This is a genomic window from Rhizobacter sp. J219 (assembly GCF_024700055.1).
GTDB lineage: Bacteria > Pseudomonadota > Gammaproteobacteria > Burkholderiales > Burkholderiaceae_C > Rhizobacter.
In genome coordinates this window covers 1097817-1113068 of sequence record NZ_JAJOND010000001.1, presented here as the reverse complement: position 1 = coordinate 1113068, position 15252 = coordinate 1097817, and the positions used below count along the sequence as shown (strand labels likewise).

Sequence of the window (15252 nt, the reverse complement as noted above, 5' to 3'; positions counted from 1 at the left end):
ACTGCCGGGTGGGGCGCCATACCGCGCCTCACCCCTGAAGCGAGGCATCGACATGCCACACGAGCTGCGCGGAATCGAGCACCAGTCCGCCGAGTTCTACACACAGCTGTTCACGGCCGGGCTGGTGTTCGCGGTGGTAGTCGTCGCCTTCGCTTACTACCTGCACCGCAAGCACGGACACCTGCTCAAACGCCCCCCGCATGACGGCAAGGCGGTGCCACGCAAGCGCAAGCGTCATGGCCGACGACCACGATCCTGACCTTTCCATGGAGTCCAGCTTGAAACACCTGTCATCACGTCCCCATTCTGTCGCGGCGCTTGTTGCAGCCGCCATGGTGGGCACTCCCGCACGGGCAGAGCCATCAACGTGCAGTGGGACGGGCAGGGCGCTTATGAACGTTCGGTGCAAATCGGGGCCGGCAAGCTCGTCGAGGTCTGCACGCGTCTCACGCGGGGCCAGACGATCGCCTGGTCCTTCAAGAGCCTGACGGCGCTCAACTTCAACGTCCACTACCACGAAGGGCAGAAGGTGGTGTTCCCAGAAAAGCGCGATGCAGTGGCCGAGCTGAGCGGCGAACTCAAGGTACCCGTGGACCAAGACTACTGCTGGATGTGGTCCAACAAGGCGGGCGTTGCGACTTCCCTCTCCGTGCGTTTGCAGCGTCAGCCTTGATGGCGTGAACCACGAGCACCCCCTTCAAAGACCTAACGAAATAAATGCGCATGTAGATTCAGCCGCACCGTCTACACGTCTTGCAACGCATTCACACGATGCCGACCTCACTGAGCCGGCAGGGTTGGATGCGTTTTGCGTTTCGTCTGTTTTGGGTGTTGAGCGCGGTGAAGTGCCAAGCGTGTTCGGGCCTTTCGCTTGCCCAAGGTTCTAGCCGAATCCGCGGCATCTGAGAAGGAGTACGAGATGGCCCACCAACAGTACACATCGTGTATCGACGCCTGCGACGCGTGCGCAACCGCCTGCAGTCATTGCGCAACGGCTTGCCTGCAGGAACCAGATGTCAAGGCCATGGCTCGGTGCATCGCGCTTGACATCGACTGCGCCGAGATCTGCAGACTCGCCTCGGCCGCGATGGCGCGTGACAGTGAACATGCGCAAGCGATTTGCCGCCTGTGCGCCGACATCTGCGAAGCCTGCGGTGAAGAGTGCGGCAAGCACCAGATGGACCATTGCCAAGCCTGCGCGCAGGCGTGCCGCCGTTGCGCACAGGAATGCCTTCGCATGGCGCAGGCAGCCCGGACCACGTCGCCAACGGCCCGCTCGGCCGGGCACGCGCACTGACCCGGCCAACAGGAGCAATCTTCCATGAAGCACATCCACCACCATCTGGTTCGACTCGCCTTCGCGAGTGCGATGGCATTCGCCGCCTCGGCGTCTCAGGCTGTTTCACAAGCGCCTGGTGTCGGCCTCACGGCCGGCTACGAGATCGAGTTCATGCAGCTCGCGATCGACCACCACTACACCGCATTGCGCGCCACCGAGAGCTCGCCGCCGGCACCGACACTCAGCGCAATGGGGAGATTTCGCCCATGGAGGGCACATCTCCGACGCCGGGCTTCGCCGCCACCCCGGCGAAGGCCGCGCTCGACGACCTCAAGTCGCTGGCCCGGCGCAACAACCGGATGCAGCGCGAAGAGATCATGACCCTCAAGACGTTCCTGCGCGAGTGGTACGGCATCGACTACCAGCCGCGCGTCCGCCCGGACGGCCGCAAGATGCTTGCCTTGCTCGATCAGGCGAAGCCGGGCGCTGACTTCAACCACGTGTTCCTTGAGGTGCTCAGCCGCCACCACTACACCTTGATGGAGCCGGTGAACGGCTGCATCACCGGAAGCGACTTGCGACATGAAGCCTTGCGCCGCGAATGCTCGAGCATGTGGCACAGCCAGACGGCCGACATCCAGATGATGCGAGAAGAGTTGCACAAGCATTTCGGCATCGCGGACTACCAGCCGTTCAAGGGCCGCGACCCGCTGCGCGAGCCGATGGACACGCCGCGCGGGCAGCACACGGGCAGTTCCCAGGAAGCTCAATGAAAGGCTGGTGTGCCCAAGCTCGACGCACTCGCCGTGGCAATGCACCCACAGACTGCGTGGATAACGCGAAGAATGCTGGACTTTGCCACGGTGGGAAGCTTCACAGTTCCATCACACCAACACTTCCTGATGGAGCTTCAAATGATTGTGTTCAACGTCAACGACATGACCTGCGGCCACTGCGTGGGTGCGGTCACCAAAGCGGTCAAGGCGGTCGAGCCCGGCGCGACCGTCTCGGTCAACCTTGCCAACAAGCGCGTGGAAATCGAGGCGACCAGCGCCGACACGCAGACGCTCAAGTTGGCGATCGAGGAGGCCGGCTACACCCCAGTGGAAGTGGCCGGTGCGTCGCAGCCAGCGGCGGCCCGCGGGGGCAGCTGCTGCGGCACCTGCCACTGAGGCGTGGCTTGACGCCGGTCAAGCAAGCAGGAATGGCAGGGCGCGACGATGGTGGCCATGGCAACCTCCACAACACCCACCGTGACCACCAAATCGCGTTCTCGCTGGTTCCTGCCCCTTGTCGCCGCGGCCTGGCTCGCCGGCGCCGCGGGAGCGTATTTCCTGCTGACCCGGCATTTCGACCATGCCCTGCAGGCACTGCCGTATTTCATCCTGCTGGCCTGTCCGTTGATGCATCTCTTCATGCACCGGCGCCACGGTCACGGGCGGCAGCCACAAGACCCACAACAACACGACCGGTGACAACTGGGCGAGTCGCTCGCCCCATCGGCGGCCTGCAAGACCTGCAGGATTCAGGAGCACGAGATGGACGAGCGAAACACCCCCTCGCGGGGCGCAGCCCCTGCGCCCGCGTCAGGTCCGGCCGTTGATCCCCACGCGGGCCACCGCCAGGGTCATGTACATCCGCAGATGAATCCCCACGGGGGAATGGGTACGCCGGACGCGGAATCTGATGGCTACTACGTGTGCCCTATGCACCCCGAGGTGCGCTCCGACGCGCCCGGTCGTTGTCCCAAGTGCGGCATGAACCTCGTGCGTGACACAGGCGAAGGCCCAAGCGGCGTGGCCCATGGCGCGCAGCCCGCCTCTCAAGCTGATTCCCATACGCACGCGCACCAGCACGCGCATCACGGCCAGAGCGAGGCGCTTGCGGTGCCGTCAATGGCAGTTCCCACTTCCTCCCCTGCCTCGCCGTACGTGCCACCCGTCGAGCGTGGATCACAGCCGGGGGAGCCCCAAGGGACGGTGTACACCTGCCCAATGCATCCGGAGATCCGGCAGGACCGTCCGGGCAATTGCCCGAAATGCGGCATGACGCTGGAGCCGCTGATTCCGGAGGCGACGGCTGACGACGACAACCCCGAGCTGCGCGATTTCTCGCGCCGATTCTGGTGGACGCTCCCGCTGACCGTGGTCGTCACGGTGTTAGCGATGGCCGGACACCGTCTGGGCTGGATGGATCCCGCGCGGCAGAGCTGGCTCGAGCTGGTGCTCTCCTTGCCGATCGTGTTGTGGGCAGGGTGGCCGTTCTTCGCCCGCTGCGCCCAGTCCTTCCGCCACCGCAGCCCCAACATGTGGACGCTGATCGGCATTGGCACCGGCGCCGCATTCCTGTACAGCGTGGTGGCGACCGTGGCGCCGCAGGTGTTTCCTGCAAGTTTTGCGGCTCACGGGCGCATCGGCGTCTACTTCGAGGCCGCGGCGGTCATCATCTCGCTGACCTTGCTCGGCCAGATGCTCGAGTTGCGTGCACGCTCGCAGACGTCGGCCGCCATCAAGTCTTTGTTGGGCCTGTCGCCCAAGACCGCGCGGCGCATCGAGGACGACGGCTCTGAAGCCGATGTGCCGCTGACCCATGTCCACGTGGGTGACCGGCTGCGCATCCGCCCGGGCGAGAAGGTTCCGGTCGACGGCGTGGTGCTGGAGGGTTCCAGCGCGATCGACGAAGCGATGCTCACCGGGGAGCCAGTGCCCGTCACCAAACGCCCCGGTGACAACGTGATCGGCGCGACGATCAACACCTCCGGCACGCTCGTCATGCGCTCCGAGAAAGTCGGCTCGCAGACGATGCTGTCTCAGATCGTGCAGATGGTCGCTCAGGCGCAGCGCTCCAAGGCGCCGATGCAGCGCATGGCCGATCAGGTGGCCGGATACTTCGTGTTGGTGGTGGTGGGGATCGCCTTGCTGTCGTTCTTCGCCTGGGGCATCTTCGGCGGAGAGCAGGGCTGGCAGTACGGCCTCATCAACGCAGTGTCGGTGCTCATCATCGCCTGTCCCTGTGCCCTGGGTCTGGCCACACCCATGTCCATCATGGTGGCCACCGGGCGTGCCGCGACGCAAGGCGTTCTCTTCCGTGACGCCTCTGCGATCGAGAACTTCCGCAAGGTCGACACGATGATCGTCGACAAGACTGGCACGCTCACGGAGGGCAAGCCAGCCTTCGAGCGGGCGCTCGCCGCGGCGGGGACGACCGACGAGGAAGTGCTTCGCCTGGCTGCCAGCCTCGACCAGGGCAGCGAACATCCCTTGGCGCAGGCGATCGTCGATGCGGCGAGGAGCCGCCAGCTCCCGCTCGCCGCCGCTGTCGATTTCGAATCGTCCACCGGCATCGGTGTGCGCGGCACGGTGGAAGGCCGCCGGCTGTCACTCGGCAACACCGCGCTGATGGAGCAAGATGGCGTCGACGTGTCGGTGCTGCGCTCGCAGGCGGAGCAGTTGCGAGAACACGGCAGCAGCGTGATGTTCCTCGCCCGTGACCGTCAGCTGCTCGGGCTGCTCGCCGTGGCGGATCCGATCAAGGCGAGCACCCCGGAAGCGCTGCAAAGCCTGCACGACGCGGGCATGCGGGTGGTAATGGCCACCGGCGACGGCCTGACAACCGCGCGCTCGGTCGCCCAGAAGCTGGGCATCGACGAGGTGCATGGCGAGGTCAAGCCCGCTGACAAGCTGGCGCTGGTCGATCGGCTGCAGCGCGAAGGACGCGTCGTCGGCATGGCTGGCGACGGCATCAACGACGCACCGGCGCTGGCCAAGGCCGACGTCGGCGTGGCGATGGGAACCGGCACCGACGTGGCGATGAACAGTGCCCAGGTGACGCTCGTCAAGGGCGACCTGCGTGGCATCGCTCGTGCTCGGGAGATTTCCGAGAGCACCGTCGCCAACATGCGGCAGAACCTCGGCTTCGCGTTCATCTACAACGCGTTGGGCGTGCCGCTTGCGGCCGGCGTGCTGTACCCGTTCACGGGCTGGTTGCTGTCGCCCATGATCGCAGCGCTGGCCATGAGCCTGTCGTCATTCAGCGTGGTGACGAACTCGCTTCGCTTGCGCTCAAAGCGTTGATTTGAGCCACGGTAAACGCCTTGCCCCGCGACCGCGGCACCCCAAGGAACCGTATCCAAACCAGCAAGAAGGAGTTCGACATGGACCACAAAGCTCATGCCCACGCCGAGCACGGTGAAGCCGCAGGCGCCGGGACTGCCCATGGCGGTTCGTCCAGCCAGGCATATTGGATGTTCGCGCTCAATCTGGCCTTGAGCCTGATTCCGATGTACCTCGCCATGTTCACCATGATCGACGGGTGGAGCGACTTTCGGAACAACGTGAACATGCTCTACATGGCGCTGACCATGCTGGCCCCGATGGGCATCATCATGCTGGCAACCATGGGCACGATGTATGGCAACAAGCGGCTCAACGTGGCGCTCTATGTCGGCTTGGCGGTCCTGTTCGCCGCTTCGCTGTTGGCAACACGCCGCCAGGCGCTGGTCGACAACCAGCAGTTCGTCGACTCGATGATCCCGCATCACTCGGGCGCCATCCTCATGTGCCGAGAGGCCAAGCTCACCGACCCGGAGCTTCGCAAACTTTGCGATGACATCGTCAAGGCGCAACGCGCAGAGATCACCCAGATGGAGGCGATCGCCGCGCGCCTGCGTTCAGGCAAATAGCCCAACGTGGACGGCCTCTGAGGCGCTTCTCACTAGCGCAGGTGCCCATCGCATGACCGGATTGTCACGTAGCCGACAGCGTCCCGTGGGGAGCGACTCCCTAGAGTAACTGGCATGGTGGCCCGTCGGCCGCTGCACGTCATCAAGGAGCGCTCCATGTCCAAGCACTTTCACTTTCTCGCCACGGCCGTTGTTGCCTTCGCGTCCATCACCGGGTCGGCTTACGCTGCTCATCCCAACGTGGATAGCTTCGACGGCATGAATCGGCTTCCCGCAACACATTCGCAGTTGCCACAGCGTCAGAGCGACAGCGACGCGGCGACGCACGCCAACTCCTCGGGCATCGATCGGTACGACGGGATGAACCGTCGCGAGGCCGCGAACACGGCGTCAAGCCACGGGGACGACGAATCGCACATTCACGTCAGCCCAACGAAGCGTGATCGCCGCGACGGCATGATGCCGGCCAAGCAGCGCTGAGCCTAGCGAGACAGTCGGTCGGCGTGCGGCGAGACGACAGGCCGATTCCCTTGGCCGGGGCGGAATCGCGCTATAACGGCGTCAGGACGCGGACGCCACATCGGCCGACCGCATGATGGATCGGCTCGTTGGCCACGCATGGATTCAGGCGTGCGAGACGATCGCCAGATCGTTTGCCACGGGACCGGGGGACCATGTCGCAGCCACTTTCATTGCTCATCGATCGCTGGAAGGCGGACGAACACGCCACGCATCGCACCTGGTTCCTGTGGGAAGAACGACTGAAGAACTTTCGGTCGATTCGACGTGGTATCGGTCAGGTAGTGCGTGAGGTCGAGGCAGGAACATTCGGGAACGCCTACCGGGGCTCCTCTTTGGAGACGGTCGTCGGATCCATCGCCGAGCAGCGGCAGATCTTCAAGGGCGCAGACCATGCTTTTCTGTGGAAGCCGAAACTGCGCATTCCCGACATCTACGAAAACCCGGTGAATCAGCGTGCGTTCGGCCAGTTGCTCCATGCATGCGACTGTTGCGACAACGCAGAGGCACTCGTGGAGGCGGTAAACCGCATCGATGCACTCAAGATCAAGGGGCTCGGTCCGGCCGTAGCGAACCTGCTGTACTTCATCCATCCGACCTTCGTGTTGCCGTTCAACACCGCCATCGTCAACGGCTACAACGCCGTGACGGGCAGCAATGTCAAGCTCGGACGCTGGGACCACTACCTGTCGATGCGCGAAGGCGCGATGAGGCTGAACGCCACCTACCGGCATCAGTTGTCCAACGATTTGGGCGCCATCGCCGGCCTGCTGTTCGACATTGGCAGTGGCCGCTACTCGGCGCCACCACGTGGAGACGATGCCCAAGGACTGGCAGCGTGGGAAGAGGACCTGTCGCGGGTGCGAGAAGAGTCCGCCGCGGCGGCGAAGCAGTGGGCTGCGGCGCGCGAGAGCGACACCACCCACACCCAGATCCAAGGGTGGCTGCGCGATCTGGGCAAACGCCTGGGATTCTCCGTGTGGATCGCATCGAACGACCGCGGGCGGGCGCATGAGGGCGGGCAGTTGGGTGACGGTTGCCTGACCGAGTTGCTCCCGGGCGCCATGGGAAGCGCCGACGCGGTGCGGCTGATCGACGTGGTGTGGGTCGAGCCGTCGACGCGGAAAGTGGCTGCGGCCTTCGAGGTGGAACACTCCACGTCCATCTATTCTGGGATCGTGCGCATGCTGGACCTGGCACTCGGAACCGAGGTCGGCGCGGCCAGCACCTTGTTCCTGGTCGCCCCCGATAACCGGCGTGACGATGTGGCAGCCCAGCTTCGTCGCCCGGCGTTCTCTCGAGTGTCGGAGCTCGGCATCCGCTATCTGCCGTACAGCCAGCTCCAGCAGCACCGGGACGCCATTGCCCGGTTCGGCAGCGGCCTCAAACCGGTCCTGGAGATCTCCCAGTTGCTGTGAGCGCGGGAGAGGCGAGAAATGTCTGGCCGTCTCCCGTGCCTGTGACCCTTGCGCGGTAAGGCGTTTTATTTGGATGCTTGACTCTCCCATTGTGGGAAGCTTAAGACTTCGTTTCATGCCGACAAGACGGCCATGAAAGGACTCCGATGAACACCGCCACCTTGCTGCACCCAGCCGTGCCCACACGCGAATGGTCTTTCCCTGTGGAAGGCATGACCTGCGCCTCCTGCGTGCTGCGCGTCGAGAAATCGCTCGCCGCCGTGCCCGGAGTCGCAGATGTGACGGTGAACCTGGCCACCGAGGCTGCGACGGTGCAGGCCGACGCATCGGTCAAGCCCGAGGCGCTACAGGCGGCCATCGAGAAGGCCGGCTACAGCGTGGCCGCGCAGACGCTGGAGTTGCAGATCGAGGGCATGACCTGCGCTTCCTGCGTTGGCCGCGTCGAAAAGGCATTGAAGCGTGTGCCCGGTGTCGTGAACGCCGAAGTCAATTTGGCCACCGAGCGAGCCCAAGTGAGGATGGCTGGCAGCGCGGACGCGGCAGCCCTCATCGCGGCCGTCGAAAAAGCCGGTTACACCGCCAAGCCTGCCATTGAAGCAGATCAGCCGTCTTCTGGCCTGGCGTCTTCGCCAAAGCTTCCCGACTGGTGGCAGGTGGCCGTCGCCGCCGTGCTGTCGTTCCCACTGGTCGTCCCGATGGTCGCCGACCTGTTCGGCCTCGACTGGATGCTGCCGGGATGGCTTCAGCTCGCTTTGGCGACTCCGGTGCAGTTCTGGCTGGGCGCGCGCTTCTACAAGGCGGGCTGGAAGGCGCTGCGCGCCGGCGCCGGCAACATGGACCTGCTGGTGGCACTCGGCACGAGCGCCGGTTACGGCCTGAGCGTGTACCAGTTGTGGGTGCACAGCGGCCACGGCATGACGCACCTCTATTTCGAGGCGTCTGCGGTGGTGATCACCCTGGTGCTGCTGGGCAAGTGGCTCGAAGGCCGCGCCAAGCGACAGACCACGGAAGCGATCCGTGCGCTCAACGCGCTGCGTCCGGAGCATGCCCGTGTGCGTCGCGCTGGCGTCGATGTCGACGTGCCTGTCGCCGCCGTCAAGGTGGGTGACCTGGTGGTCATCCGACCCGGCGAGCGGGTGCCGGTGGATGCCGAGGTGGTGGAAGGCGCAAGCCAGGTCGACGAGTCGCTGATCACGGGCGAGAGCCTCCCGGTGGCCAAGCACGTCGGTGACAAGCTGACCGGCGGCTCGGTCAACGCCGAAGGCCTTCTCATCGCCAGGACGATCGCGGTGGGCGCCGAGTCGACGCTGTCGCGCATCGTGCGCCTGGTGGAGTCGGCGCAGGCCAAGAAGGCGCCGATCCAACGCCTGGTGGACCGGGTGAGTGGCGTCTTCGTGCCGGTGGTGATCGGTATCGCGGCCATCACCCTGCTGGGCTGGGGGCTCGCCACGGGCGACTGGGAGGCGGCCATCCTGAACGCGGTCGCGGTGCTCGTCATTGCCTGCCCGTGTGCCCTGGGCCTTGCCACGCCGACAGCCATCATGGCCGGTACCGGTGTCGCCGCCCGTCACGGCATCCTCATCAAGGACGCCGAAGCCCTCGAAGTCGCGCACAGTGTGAAGGTGGTCGCATTCGACAAGACCGGCACGCTGACCGAGGGCAAGCCGGAGTTGGTGGCCTTCGAAGCCGCCGATGGTCAGCATGCCGCGCTGCTCGGCACCGCTGCGGCAATCCAGGCGAACAGCGAGCATCCGTTGGCCCGTGCCGTGATGGATGCAGCACGCCGTGACCAGGTCGGTGTGCCGATGGCGAGCGACGTGCGCGCCGTGGCAGGGCGAGGCATGGCCGCCACGGTGCGAGGCCGGGCGCTGCGGCTCGGCAGCACACGCTTCATGGAAGAGCTGCGCGTTGACCTCTCGCCGCTGAAGTCACGCGCGATCGAACTCGAATCGCAAGGCCGGACCGTGTCCTGGCTCGCTGAGGCGGGAGATCGACCGAGGCTGCTCGGCTTGCTCGCCTTCGGCGACGCGGTCAAACCCAGCGCTGCGAAGGCGGTTCGGCGACTGCGTGATCTGGGCGTGAAGACAGTGCTCGTGACCGGCGACAACCGCGGCAGCGCCCGCATGGTGGGCGAGCAACTGGGGATGGACGAGATCGAGTCCGAAGTGCTGCCCGAGGACAAGGCCAACATCGTCGGCCGCTTGAAGCTCGGAGGCGACCGGGTGGCCATGGTGGGCGACGGCATCAACGATGCGCCGGCGCTGGCCGCCGCCGACGTGGGCATCGCCATGTCCACCGGCACGGACGTCGCCATGCATGCGGCAGGCATCACGCTCATGCGTGGCAACCCGGCGCTCGTGGCCGATGCAATCGACATTTCACGCCGCAGCTACGCCAAGATCCGTCAGAACCTCTTCTGGGCGTTCGTCTACAACGTGGTCGGCATCCCGCTTGCAGCCCTTGGCTTGTTGAGCCCCGTGATCGCCGGCGCGGCGATGGCATTCAGCAGCGTGAGCGTCGTCACCAACGCCTTGATGCTGCGCCGTTGGAAAGGAAGCGAAGAATGAAGCACGCCGCGACAGACACCGTGGCCTCCGGTCCCTACAACATCGGGGAGGCCGCCAGCCGCTCGGGCGTCACCGCCAAGATGGTCCGACACTACGAGTCGCTCGGCTTGCTGCCCAAGGTCGGCCGGACCGACTCCGGCTACCGCCAGTACACGGACAAGGAGGTGCACACCCTGCGCTTCATCCGTCGCGGCCGCAGCCTCGGCTTCAGCATGTCGGAGATCTCCGAGCTGCTCAAGCTGTACCAGGACCGGCGCCGCGCGAGCGCGAACGTCAAGAAGATCGCACTCGCCCATGTCGAGGACCTGAACCGCCGCATGGAAGAAATGGCCGCCATGAAGCGCACGCTGGAGCGCCTGGCCGAGTGCTGTCACGGCGACCATCGGCCCGACTGTCCCATCCTCGACGAACTGGCAGATTGACATGCCCGTGATCAAGATCCTGCCGCACCCGGACTACGCGCCCCAGGGTTCCACCATCCAGGCTTTACCGGGCACCTCGATCTGCGAGGCGCTGCTCGAGAACGGGATCGACATCGAGCATGCCTGCGAGATGTCATCGGCCTGCACAACGTGCCACGTGGTCGTTCGCCAGGGGTTCGAGTCGCTCAACGAGATCGAGGAAGGTGAGGAGGACCTCCTGGACCGCGCCTGGGGACTCGAGGCGCAGTCCCGGCTGTCCTGCCAGGCCGTGCTCGCCGATCAGGACGTCACCATCGACATTCCCCGATACACCATCAACCACGCCCGCGAATGAGCCACGAACCCGAGAAGCCTCCTGCAGAGTCAAAGTCGCACTGGGAGGAGGTCTACAACACACGAGCACCGGAGGCCGTCAGTTGGTACGCCCCGCACCTCATGACCTCGCTTGCCTATCTGAAGCGCACGGGAATGCCGCACACCGTGGCCATCGTTGATATCGGCGGGGGCCAGTGCGTGGGTAGGTCAAAGAGGCGGTCAAGTCCGTCGAGCCTGGCACGACCGTCTGGGATCAACTTCGTCAACAAGCACGTCGCACCGAGGCGGCCAGCGGCAATACGCAGGCGCTGAAGTCGGCATCAACGAGGCCGGCTACACCCCATTGGCGGCCGCCCGTGTGGTCCAGCTGGCCCAACCCGCAGCGAAAGTTGCTGCGCCAGCTCCGATCGAGCCGTAGCTTGATGCGCGTCAAACGGCAGGAACGACGAGGCGCGACGATGGACGGGCCATGAGACCCGTACCAACCCAGAGATGCCACCACTTCCCATTCGCGCCGGTCTTTGTATCTGGTGGTGAGGCCGGGCGTCATGTCGACCGATGAAGGGAAGGGTTTTTGAGATTGAGGCGATTTGCCGTCGGTCAGGGAGAATAGGGCTTGTTGGTACTGCTACACGGATTGGGGGAACCCACCGGTACTGGGCCGGTGGGCCGGTGCCCTCGTCTATGCTGCCCGACGAACATGTGGGCCACTGCGCTGTCACGTCGCGTCGTCGGACACCCGCTCCCACGTCTCCTTCGCAACATCCCGCGCGAGGTGGCCGAAGACTTGGTCGCGCACACCATGGTGCCGTCGACCTCGTCGCTGTGGAAAGTTCTGTATCACCACGACTGGCACGGCGAGGCCGAGGCGACAGCGCAGACTCTCCCCGTACTGATGCTGCACGGCAGTGCCGACCTGACGGCGCCCCTGACTGAGGCTCAGAATCTGGCGAAGGGGCGCGCCACCAGGGAGCTGCATGTTCGCGGCGGTGTGGATCACCATCCCTGGCTGCGCGCACCGCGTGACTGCCTGGAACACATCGAGCAGTGGCTTTCGAATTTCAGGGAGCAGCCGCCATGAACGACGTGTCCTTGCCGGAACTTACGGGTATTGGCATGGCCCTAGCTGCAGGCCTGCTCATCGGACTGGAGCGCGGCTGGCATCAGCGTGACCTGCCTGACGGGCACCGAGTGGCCGGTTTGCGCACGTTTGCGCTGATCGGCTTGCTTGGCGGCTTGAGTGGTTTGCTGGCGCAACGATGGGGCGCAAGCATTTTGGTAGGCGTGTTGGCGGTGGTGGCCCTTCTGATCTTGAGCGGCTACATCGTGACGTCACGCATGCACGGCGTCATGGGTTTGACCACGGCCATGGCAGCTATCACCACGTTCCTCATCGGTGTGTTGGCGGCGGGTGGCAGCACGCTGCTCGCCGCTGCCGTCGCGGTGGTGACGGTCACGCTGCTGCAACTCAAGCGACCGATGCACAGTGGTATCGGCAAGCTCACGGAAGGTGAGTTGACCAGTGGCATTCAATTGCTGCTGATCAGTGTCGTCATTCTCCCGGTTCTCCCCGATCGAGGGTTTGGTCCGTTCGCGGCACTGAATCCCTACAAGCTCTGGTGGGCGGTCGTGCTGCTCGCGTCGTTCTCGTTCCTCGGATTCGTCCTGATGCGATGGTTTGGCGCCAAGCGTGGTCTGACTCTCACGGCACTGCTCGGCGGACTGGTGTCCAGCACCGCGACCACGGCGACGCTGGCGCGCTGGTCCAAGGAAGCTCCGCAGTGGCGGCCACTGGCTGCCGGGGGAGCCACGCTCGCTTGCGCGGCGATGTTCGGCCGAATGGCGGTGCTTGTTGGCGTCGCAGCACCAGCGCTCGGCACGGCGACGATCGGAACCCTTGGGGCCATGGCTGTCGCCGGGGCTGCATTCGGAGCGTACTTGACCACTCGCGAGCATGCGAAGGACCTTCCAAACCTCTCGACGCAGAACCCGTTGAAGCTGACCGCGGCCGTGCAGTTCGCGCTGTTCCTCGCAGCGGTGCTGCTTGTCGGCCGGTTCCTTGCAGACCGGTTCGGTGATGCCGGGTTGCTGGTCACTGCGGCAATCTCCGGGCTGGTGGATGTTGATGCCATCACCCTTTCGGTAGGCCGCATGGTTGGTGACAGCGTGGTGGGCCCAGCCGTTGCCGGCCTGGCCGTCTTTCTCGCGGCTGCCGTCAATCAGCTTTCCAAGCTGGGGCTGTTATGGGTGCTCGACAGTCGGTCGCTGGCGCTTAAGGTGCTGCCGGCGTATGTACTGATGGCGCTCGTCGGTGTCGCGACGGCGCTCACACTGCGCTGAGGGGGCCTGCTTTTTGAACGTCGACGGCACGGCAAAGCGTCGGCGTAGAACGCACTCACTTTGTCGGTTAGAGCGCTTGCGTTCCCGCTCCGCGCGCAAACGGGCCGAACCGGAGTCCGTAGTGGGCTACGGAGGCATCGTTGATGCAGATCAAGCTGGATGTGAGACCCCGAAGCTATTCTGAGTTCAAAGAACCCGCAGTGTCTCAATAGCACTTCATCATGTTCAGCGATCGCCGACGTCTCCGCCGATGGGCAGCCCAGGTGCTGCTGGTGTGGCTGTTTGGCCTCGCGATGGGTGTTGCAAACGCCTGCACCCTGGAAGAGTCAACGCACCACCACGCCAACGCGGAAGCTGCGGTCAGTTTGGCGGAACACCACCACGGTGACGAGCAGGATGATTCTGGCAAGGCCAACTGCTTGAACTTCTGCGAGAAGTCGTCAATCGCTGCTCCGCAGCTGAAGGTTGTCGACGACGGCTTGGCTGCGTTCGGCTTAGCACTGACGGCCTTCGACACACTTGCGATATCCGGCCAGTCCCAGCCAACCGTTGACCGGCTGATGGTCAACTCGCCACACCTGCCCGGCGGGCCCCCGCCGCGCATCGCGTTCCAGCGCCTCGCGCTGTGACACGCCCGGGCGCGACGCGGACTTGATCCGCGCTGCGTCTTGCCTTCCGTCCACCCCGCCCCCGTCGCGGCGCTCTTGGTGGCGGTGTCGTCCGTTCCTGTTTCCTTTCCATGTTGTCCTCCCTCATCAGGAGTCTTGCCATGCGCACCACCCTCGTTCTGCTTTCGTCCTTTGTCGCCCTTGCGCTCGGTGCCGCCACCGCGATCGCGCAGGAGCGTCCCGCCGCCGCCCCTGCGGCGTCTATGCCGATGGACTGCAGTTCTGGCGGAATGAAGCACCACGACCACGGCGCCGAGCGAAACGCGCCGTCGACGAAGGCGATGTCATGCATGCCGCAGGCTGCTGCCTCCGGTGTCAAGAGCAAGGCCAAGCCGACCCATGACCACGCAAAGATCCACAAAAACCAGTGACGGCCTCGTCAAACCAACCAGGAGTCTCGCTATGAACCACTCGCAAGAACACAGCAATGGCCGCCCTTCCGGCCCCAATTGGTCCCGCATCAACCAATGGGTGCTGTGGATCGGTCTGGCCTCGGCTGTGGTTTGGATGTTCTACCGCCACAACGCGCACCTTGGGCAATTGCTGCCGTTTTTGATCTTGCTGGCCTGCCCGCTGATGCACCTCTTCGGTCACGGCGGGCATGGTGGCCACGGCGGGCACGGTGGTGGCACGGACGCCAAGCCCAAGGATGAAACCCGACAGCGCCCCCCGGTGACCACGGCGGCCACCAACATTGAAACCAAAGGAGTCTCGAAATGGAAACCACTGAACTCAAAGTCAACGGCATGACCTGCGGGTCCTGCGTCGCATCGGTCACCAAGGCACTCAAGCGTGTGCCGGGCGTGCAGGAGGTCCAAGTCAATCTCGGCAGCGGCATCGCGCGTATCAGCGGCGAGCATGCAGCCAATCAGGTGCCGGCGTTTGTCGCGGCCCTGGGAGATGCTGGCTATGAGGCTGGGCCCGCGACAGGAGCGCCGGCAGCGCACCCGCACCCGACCGGTGGCTGTGGAGCAGGCTCTGCCACCAAGGGCCGCGGCGGCTGCTGCTGCGGTTGAAACGTCATGGCGACATCGAACGTTGCA

19 protein-coding genes are annotated in these 15252 nt (G+C 64.8%); all 19 read left to right on the top strand.

The features are described from left to right. Positions 1 to 52: 52 nt before the first annotated feature. A complete protein-coding gene (locus LRS03_RS05095) occupies positions 53 to 259 on the top strand; it encodes a hypothetical protein (RefSeq protein WP_257824280.1) in 207 nt (68 codons plus the stop codon). A 108-nt stretch (positions 260 to 367) separates the two neighbouring features. Beyond that, positions 368 to 673, top strand: a complete 306-nt coding sequence (locus LRS03_RS05090) for a hypothetical protein (protein ID WP_257824279.1) — start codon at positions 368 to 370, stop codon at positions 671 to 673. A 246-nt stretch (positions 674 to 919) separates the two neighbouring features. Further along, on the top strand, positions 920 to 1297 hold the full coding sequence (locus tag LRS03_RS05085) for a four-helix bundle copper-binding protein (RefSeq protein WP_257824278.1): 378 nt from the start codon (positions 920 to 922) through the stop codon (positions 1295 to 1297). A 248-nt stretch (positions 1298 to 1545) separates the two neighbouring features. After that, positions 1546 to 2052 (top strand): DUF305 domain-containing protein, encoded by a 507-nt coding sequence (locus LRS03_RS05080; protein ID WP_257824277.1) that lies wholly within the window; start codon positions 1546 to 1548, stop codon positions 2050 to 2052. 141 nt (positions 2053 to 2193) lie between these two features. Beyond that, complete coding sequence (locus LRS03_RS05075) at positions 2194 to 2451, top strand: heavy-metal-associated domain-containing protein (RefSeq protein ID WP_257824276.1); 258 nt, start codon at positions 2194 to 2196, stop codon at positions 2449 to 2451. A gap of 81 nt (positions 2452 to 2532) precedes the next feature. Then, positions 2533 to 2754, top strand: a complete 222-nt coding sequence (locus tag LRS03_RS05070; protein WP_257824275.1) for a DUF2933 domain-containing protein — start codon at positions 2533 to 2535, stop codon at positions 2752 to 2754. 168 nt (positions 2755 to 2922) lie between these two features. Next, positions 2923 to 5352: a copper-transporting P-type ATPase gene (locus LRS03_RS05065; protein ID WP_257829422.1), complete on the top strand. Its 2430-nt coding sequence runs from the start codon at positions 2923 to 2925 to the stop codon at positions 5350 to 5352. A gap of 20 nt (positions 5353 to 5372) precedes the next feature. Then, entirely contained in the window at positions 5373 to 5960 is a 588-nt protein-coding gene (locus LRS03_RS05060; protein ID WP_257824262.1) for a DUF305 domain-containing protein, read from the top strand. Between the two features lie 156 nt (positions 5961 to 6116). Then, positions 6117 to 6440: a hypothetical protein gene (locus LRS03_RS05055; protein ID WP_257824261.1), complete on the top strand. Its 324-nt coding sequence runs from the start codon at positions 6117 to 6119 to the stop codon at positions 6438 to 6440. Positions 6441 to 6634: 194 nt separating this feature from the next. Continuing rightward, positions 6635 to 7897 carry a type II restriction endonuclease gene (locus LRS03_RS05050; RefSeq protein WP_257824258.1) on the top strand — a complete coding sequence of 421 codons (1263 nt, stop codon included), beginning with the start codon at positions 6635 to 6637 and terminating at the stop codon, positions 7895 to 7897. Positions 7898 to 8043: 146 nt separating this feature from the next. Continuing rightward, complete coding sequence (locus tag LRS03_RS05045; protein WP_257824256.1) at positions 8044 to 10464, top strand: heavy metal translocating P-type ATPase; 2421 nt, start codon at positions 8044 to 8046, stop codon at positions 10462 to 10464. Continuing rightward, positions 10461 to 10886, top strand: a complete 426-nt coding sequence (gene cueR, locus LRS03_RS05040) for a Cu(I)-responsive transcriptional regulator (RefSeq protein WP_257824254.1) — start codon at positions 10461 to 10463, stop codon at positions 10884 to 10886. The genes LRS03_RS05045 and cueR overlap by 4 nt, the downstream gene beginning before the upstream one ends. 1 nt (position 10887) lies before the next feature. Beyond that, a complete protein-coding gene (fdx, locus tag LRS03_RS05035; RefSeq protein WP_257824252.1) occupies positions 10888 to 11220 on the top strand; it encodes an ISC system 2Fe-2S type ferredoxin in 333 nt (110 codons plus the stop codon). A gap of 756 nt (positions 11221 to 11976) precedes the next feature. Continuing rightward, entirely contained in the window at positions 11977 to 12282 is a 306-nt protein-coding gene (locus tag LRS03_RS05030) for an alpha/beta fold hydrolase (protein WP_257824251.1), read from the top strand. After that, positions 12279 to 13541 carry an MgtC/SapB family protein gene (locus LRS03_RS05025; RefSeq protein WP_257824249.1) on the top strand — a complete coding sequence of 421 codons (1263 nt, stop codon included), beginning with the start codon at positions 12279 to 12281 and terminating at the stop codon, positions 13539 to 13541. The genes LRS03_RS05030 and LRS03_RS05025 overlap by 4 nt, the downstream gene beginning before the upstream one ends. Positions 13542 to 13762: 221 nt before the next feature. Then, complete coding sequence (locus LRS03_RS05020; RefSeq protein ID WP_257824247.1) at positions 13763 to 14170, top strand: hypothetical protein; 408 nt, start codon at positions 13763 to 13765, stop codon at positions 14168 to 14170. Between the two features lie 140 nt (positions 14171 to 14310). Continuing rightward, complete coding sequence (locus tag LRS03_RS05015) at positions 14311 to 14580, top strand: hypothetical protein (protein WP_257824245.1); 270 nt, start codon at positions 14311 to 14313, stop codon at positions 14578 to 14580. A gap of 31 nt (positions 14581 to 14611) precedes the next feature. Then, entirely contained in the window at positions 14612 to 14959 is a 348-nt protein-coding gene (locus LRS03_RS05010) for a DUF2933 domain-containing protein (RefSeq protein WP_257824243.1), read from the top strand. Next, on the top strand, positions 14926 to 15225 hold the full coding sequence (locus tag LRS03_RS05005; protein ID WP_257824241.1) for a heavy-metal-associated domain-containing protein: 300 nt from the start codon (positions 14926 to 14928) through the stop codon (positions 15223 to 15225). Before LRS03_RS05010 ends, LRS03_RS05005 begins: the two co-directional genes overlap by 34 nt. The last annotated feature ends 27 nt before the right edge of the window (positions 15226 to 15252 follow it).

What these genes read in the sequence shown, in the direction of transcription:
- LRS03_RS05015 (WP_257824245.1), top strand. Translation starts at nt 14,311, where the DNA reads ATGCGCACCACCCTCGTTCTGCTTTCGTCCTTTGTCGCCCTTGCGCTC.
- cueR (WP_257824254.1), top strand. Translation starts at nt 10,461, where the DNA reads ATGAAGCACGCCGCGACAGACACCGTGGCCTCCGGTCCCTACAACATC.
- LRS03_RS05020 (WP_257824247.1), top strand. Translation starts at nt 13,763, where the DNA reads ATGTTCAGCGATCGCCGACGTCTCCGCCGATGGGCAGCCCAGGTGCTG.
- LRS03_RS05045 (WP_257824256.1), top strand. Translation starts at nt 8,044, where the DNA reads ATGAACACCGCCACCTTGCTGCACCCAGCCGTGCCCACACGCGAATGG.
- LRS03_RS05055 (WP_257824261.1), top strand. Translation starts at nt 6,117, where the DNA reads ATGTCCAAGCACTTTCACTTTCTCGCCACGGCCGTTGTTGCCTTCGCG.
- LRS03_RS05080 (WP_257824277.1), top strand. Translation starts at nt 1,546, where the DNA reads ATGGAGGGCACATCTCCGACGCCGGGCTTCGCCGCCACCCCGGCGAAG.
- LRS03_RS05065 (WP_257829422.1), top strand. Translation starts at nt 2,923, where the DNA reads ATGAATCCCCACGGGGGAATGGGTACGCCGGACGCGGAATCTGATGGC.
- LRS03_RS05050 (WP_257824258.1), top strand. Translation starts at nt 6,635, where the DNA reads ATGTCGCAGCCACTTTCATTGCTCATCGATCGCTGGAAGGCGGACGAA.
- LRS03_RS05010 (WP_257824243.1), top strand. Translation starts at nt 14,612, where the DNA reads ATGAACCACTCGCAAGAACACAGCAATGGCCGCCCTTCCGGCCCCAAT.
- LRS03_RS05085 (WP_257824278.1), top strand. Translation starts at nt 920, where the DNA reads ATGGCCCACCAACAGTACACATCGTGTATCGACGCCTGCGACGCGTGC.
- LRS03_RS05095 (WP_257824280.1), top strand. Translation starts at nt 53, where the DNA reads ATGCCACACGAGCTGCGCGGAATCGAGCACCAGTCCGCCGAGTTCTAC.
- fdx (WP_257824252.1), top strand. Translation starts at nt 10,888, where the DNA reads ATGCCCGTGATCAAGATCCTGCCGCACCCGGACTACGCGCCCCAGGGT.
- LRS03_RS05005 (WP_257824241.1), top strand. Translation starts at nt 14,926, where the DNA reads ATGGAAACCACTGAACTCAAAGTCAACGGCATGACCTGCGGGTCCTGC.
- LRS03_RS05025 (WP_257824249.1), top strand. Translation starts at nt 12,279, where the DNA reads ATGAACGACGTGTCCTTGCCGGAACTTACGGGTATTGGCATGGCCCTA.
- LRS03_RS05075 (WP_257824276.1), top strand. Translation starts at nt 2,194, where the DNA reads ATGATTGTGTTCAACGTCAACGACATGACCTGCGGCCACTGCGTGGGT.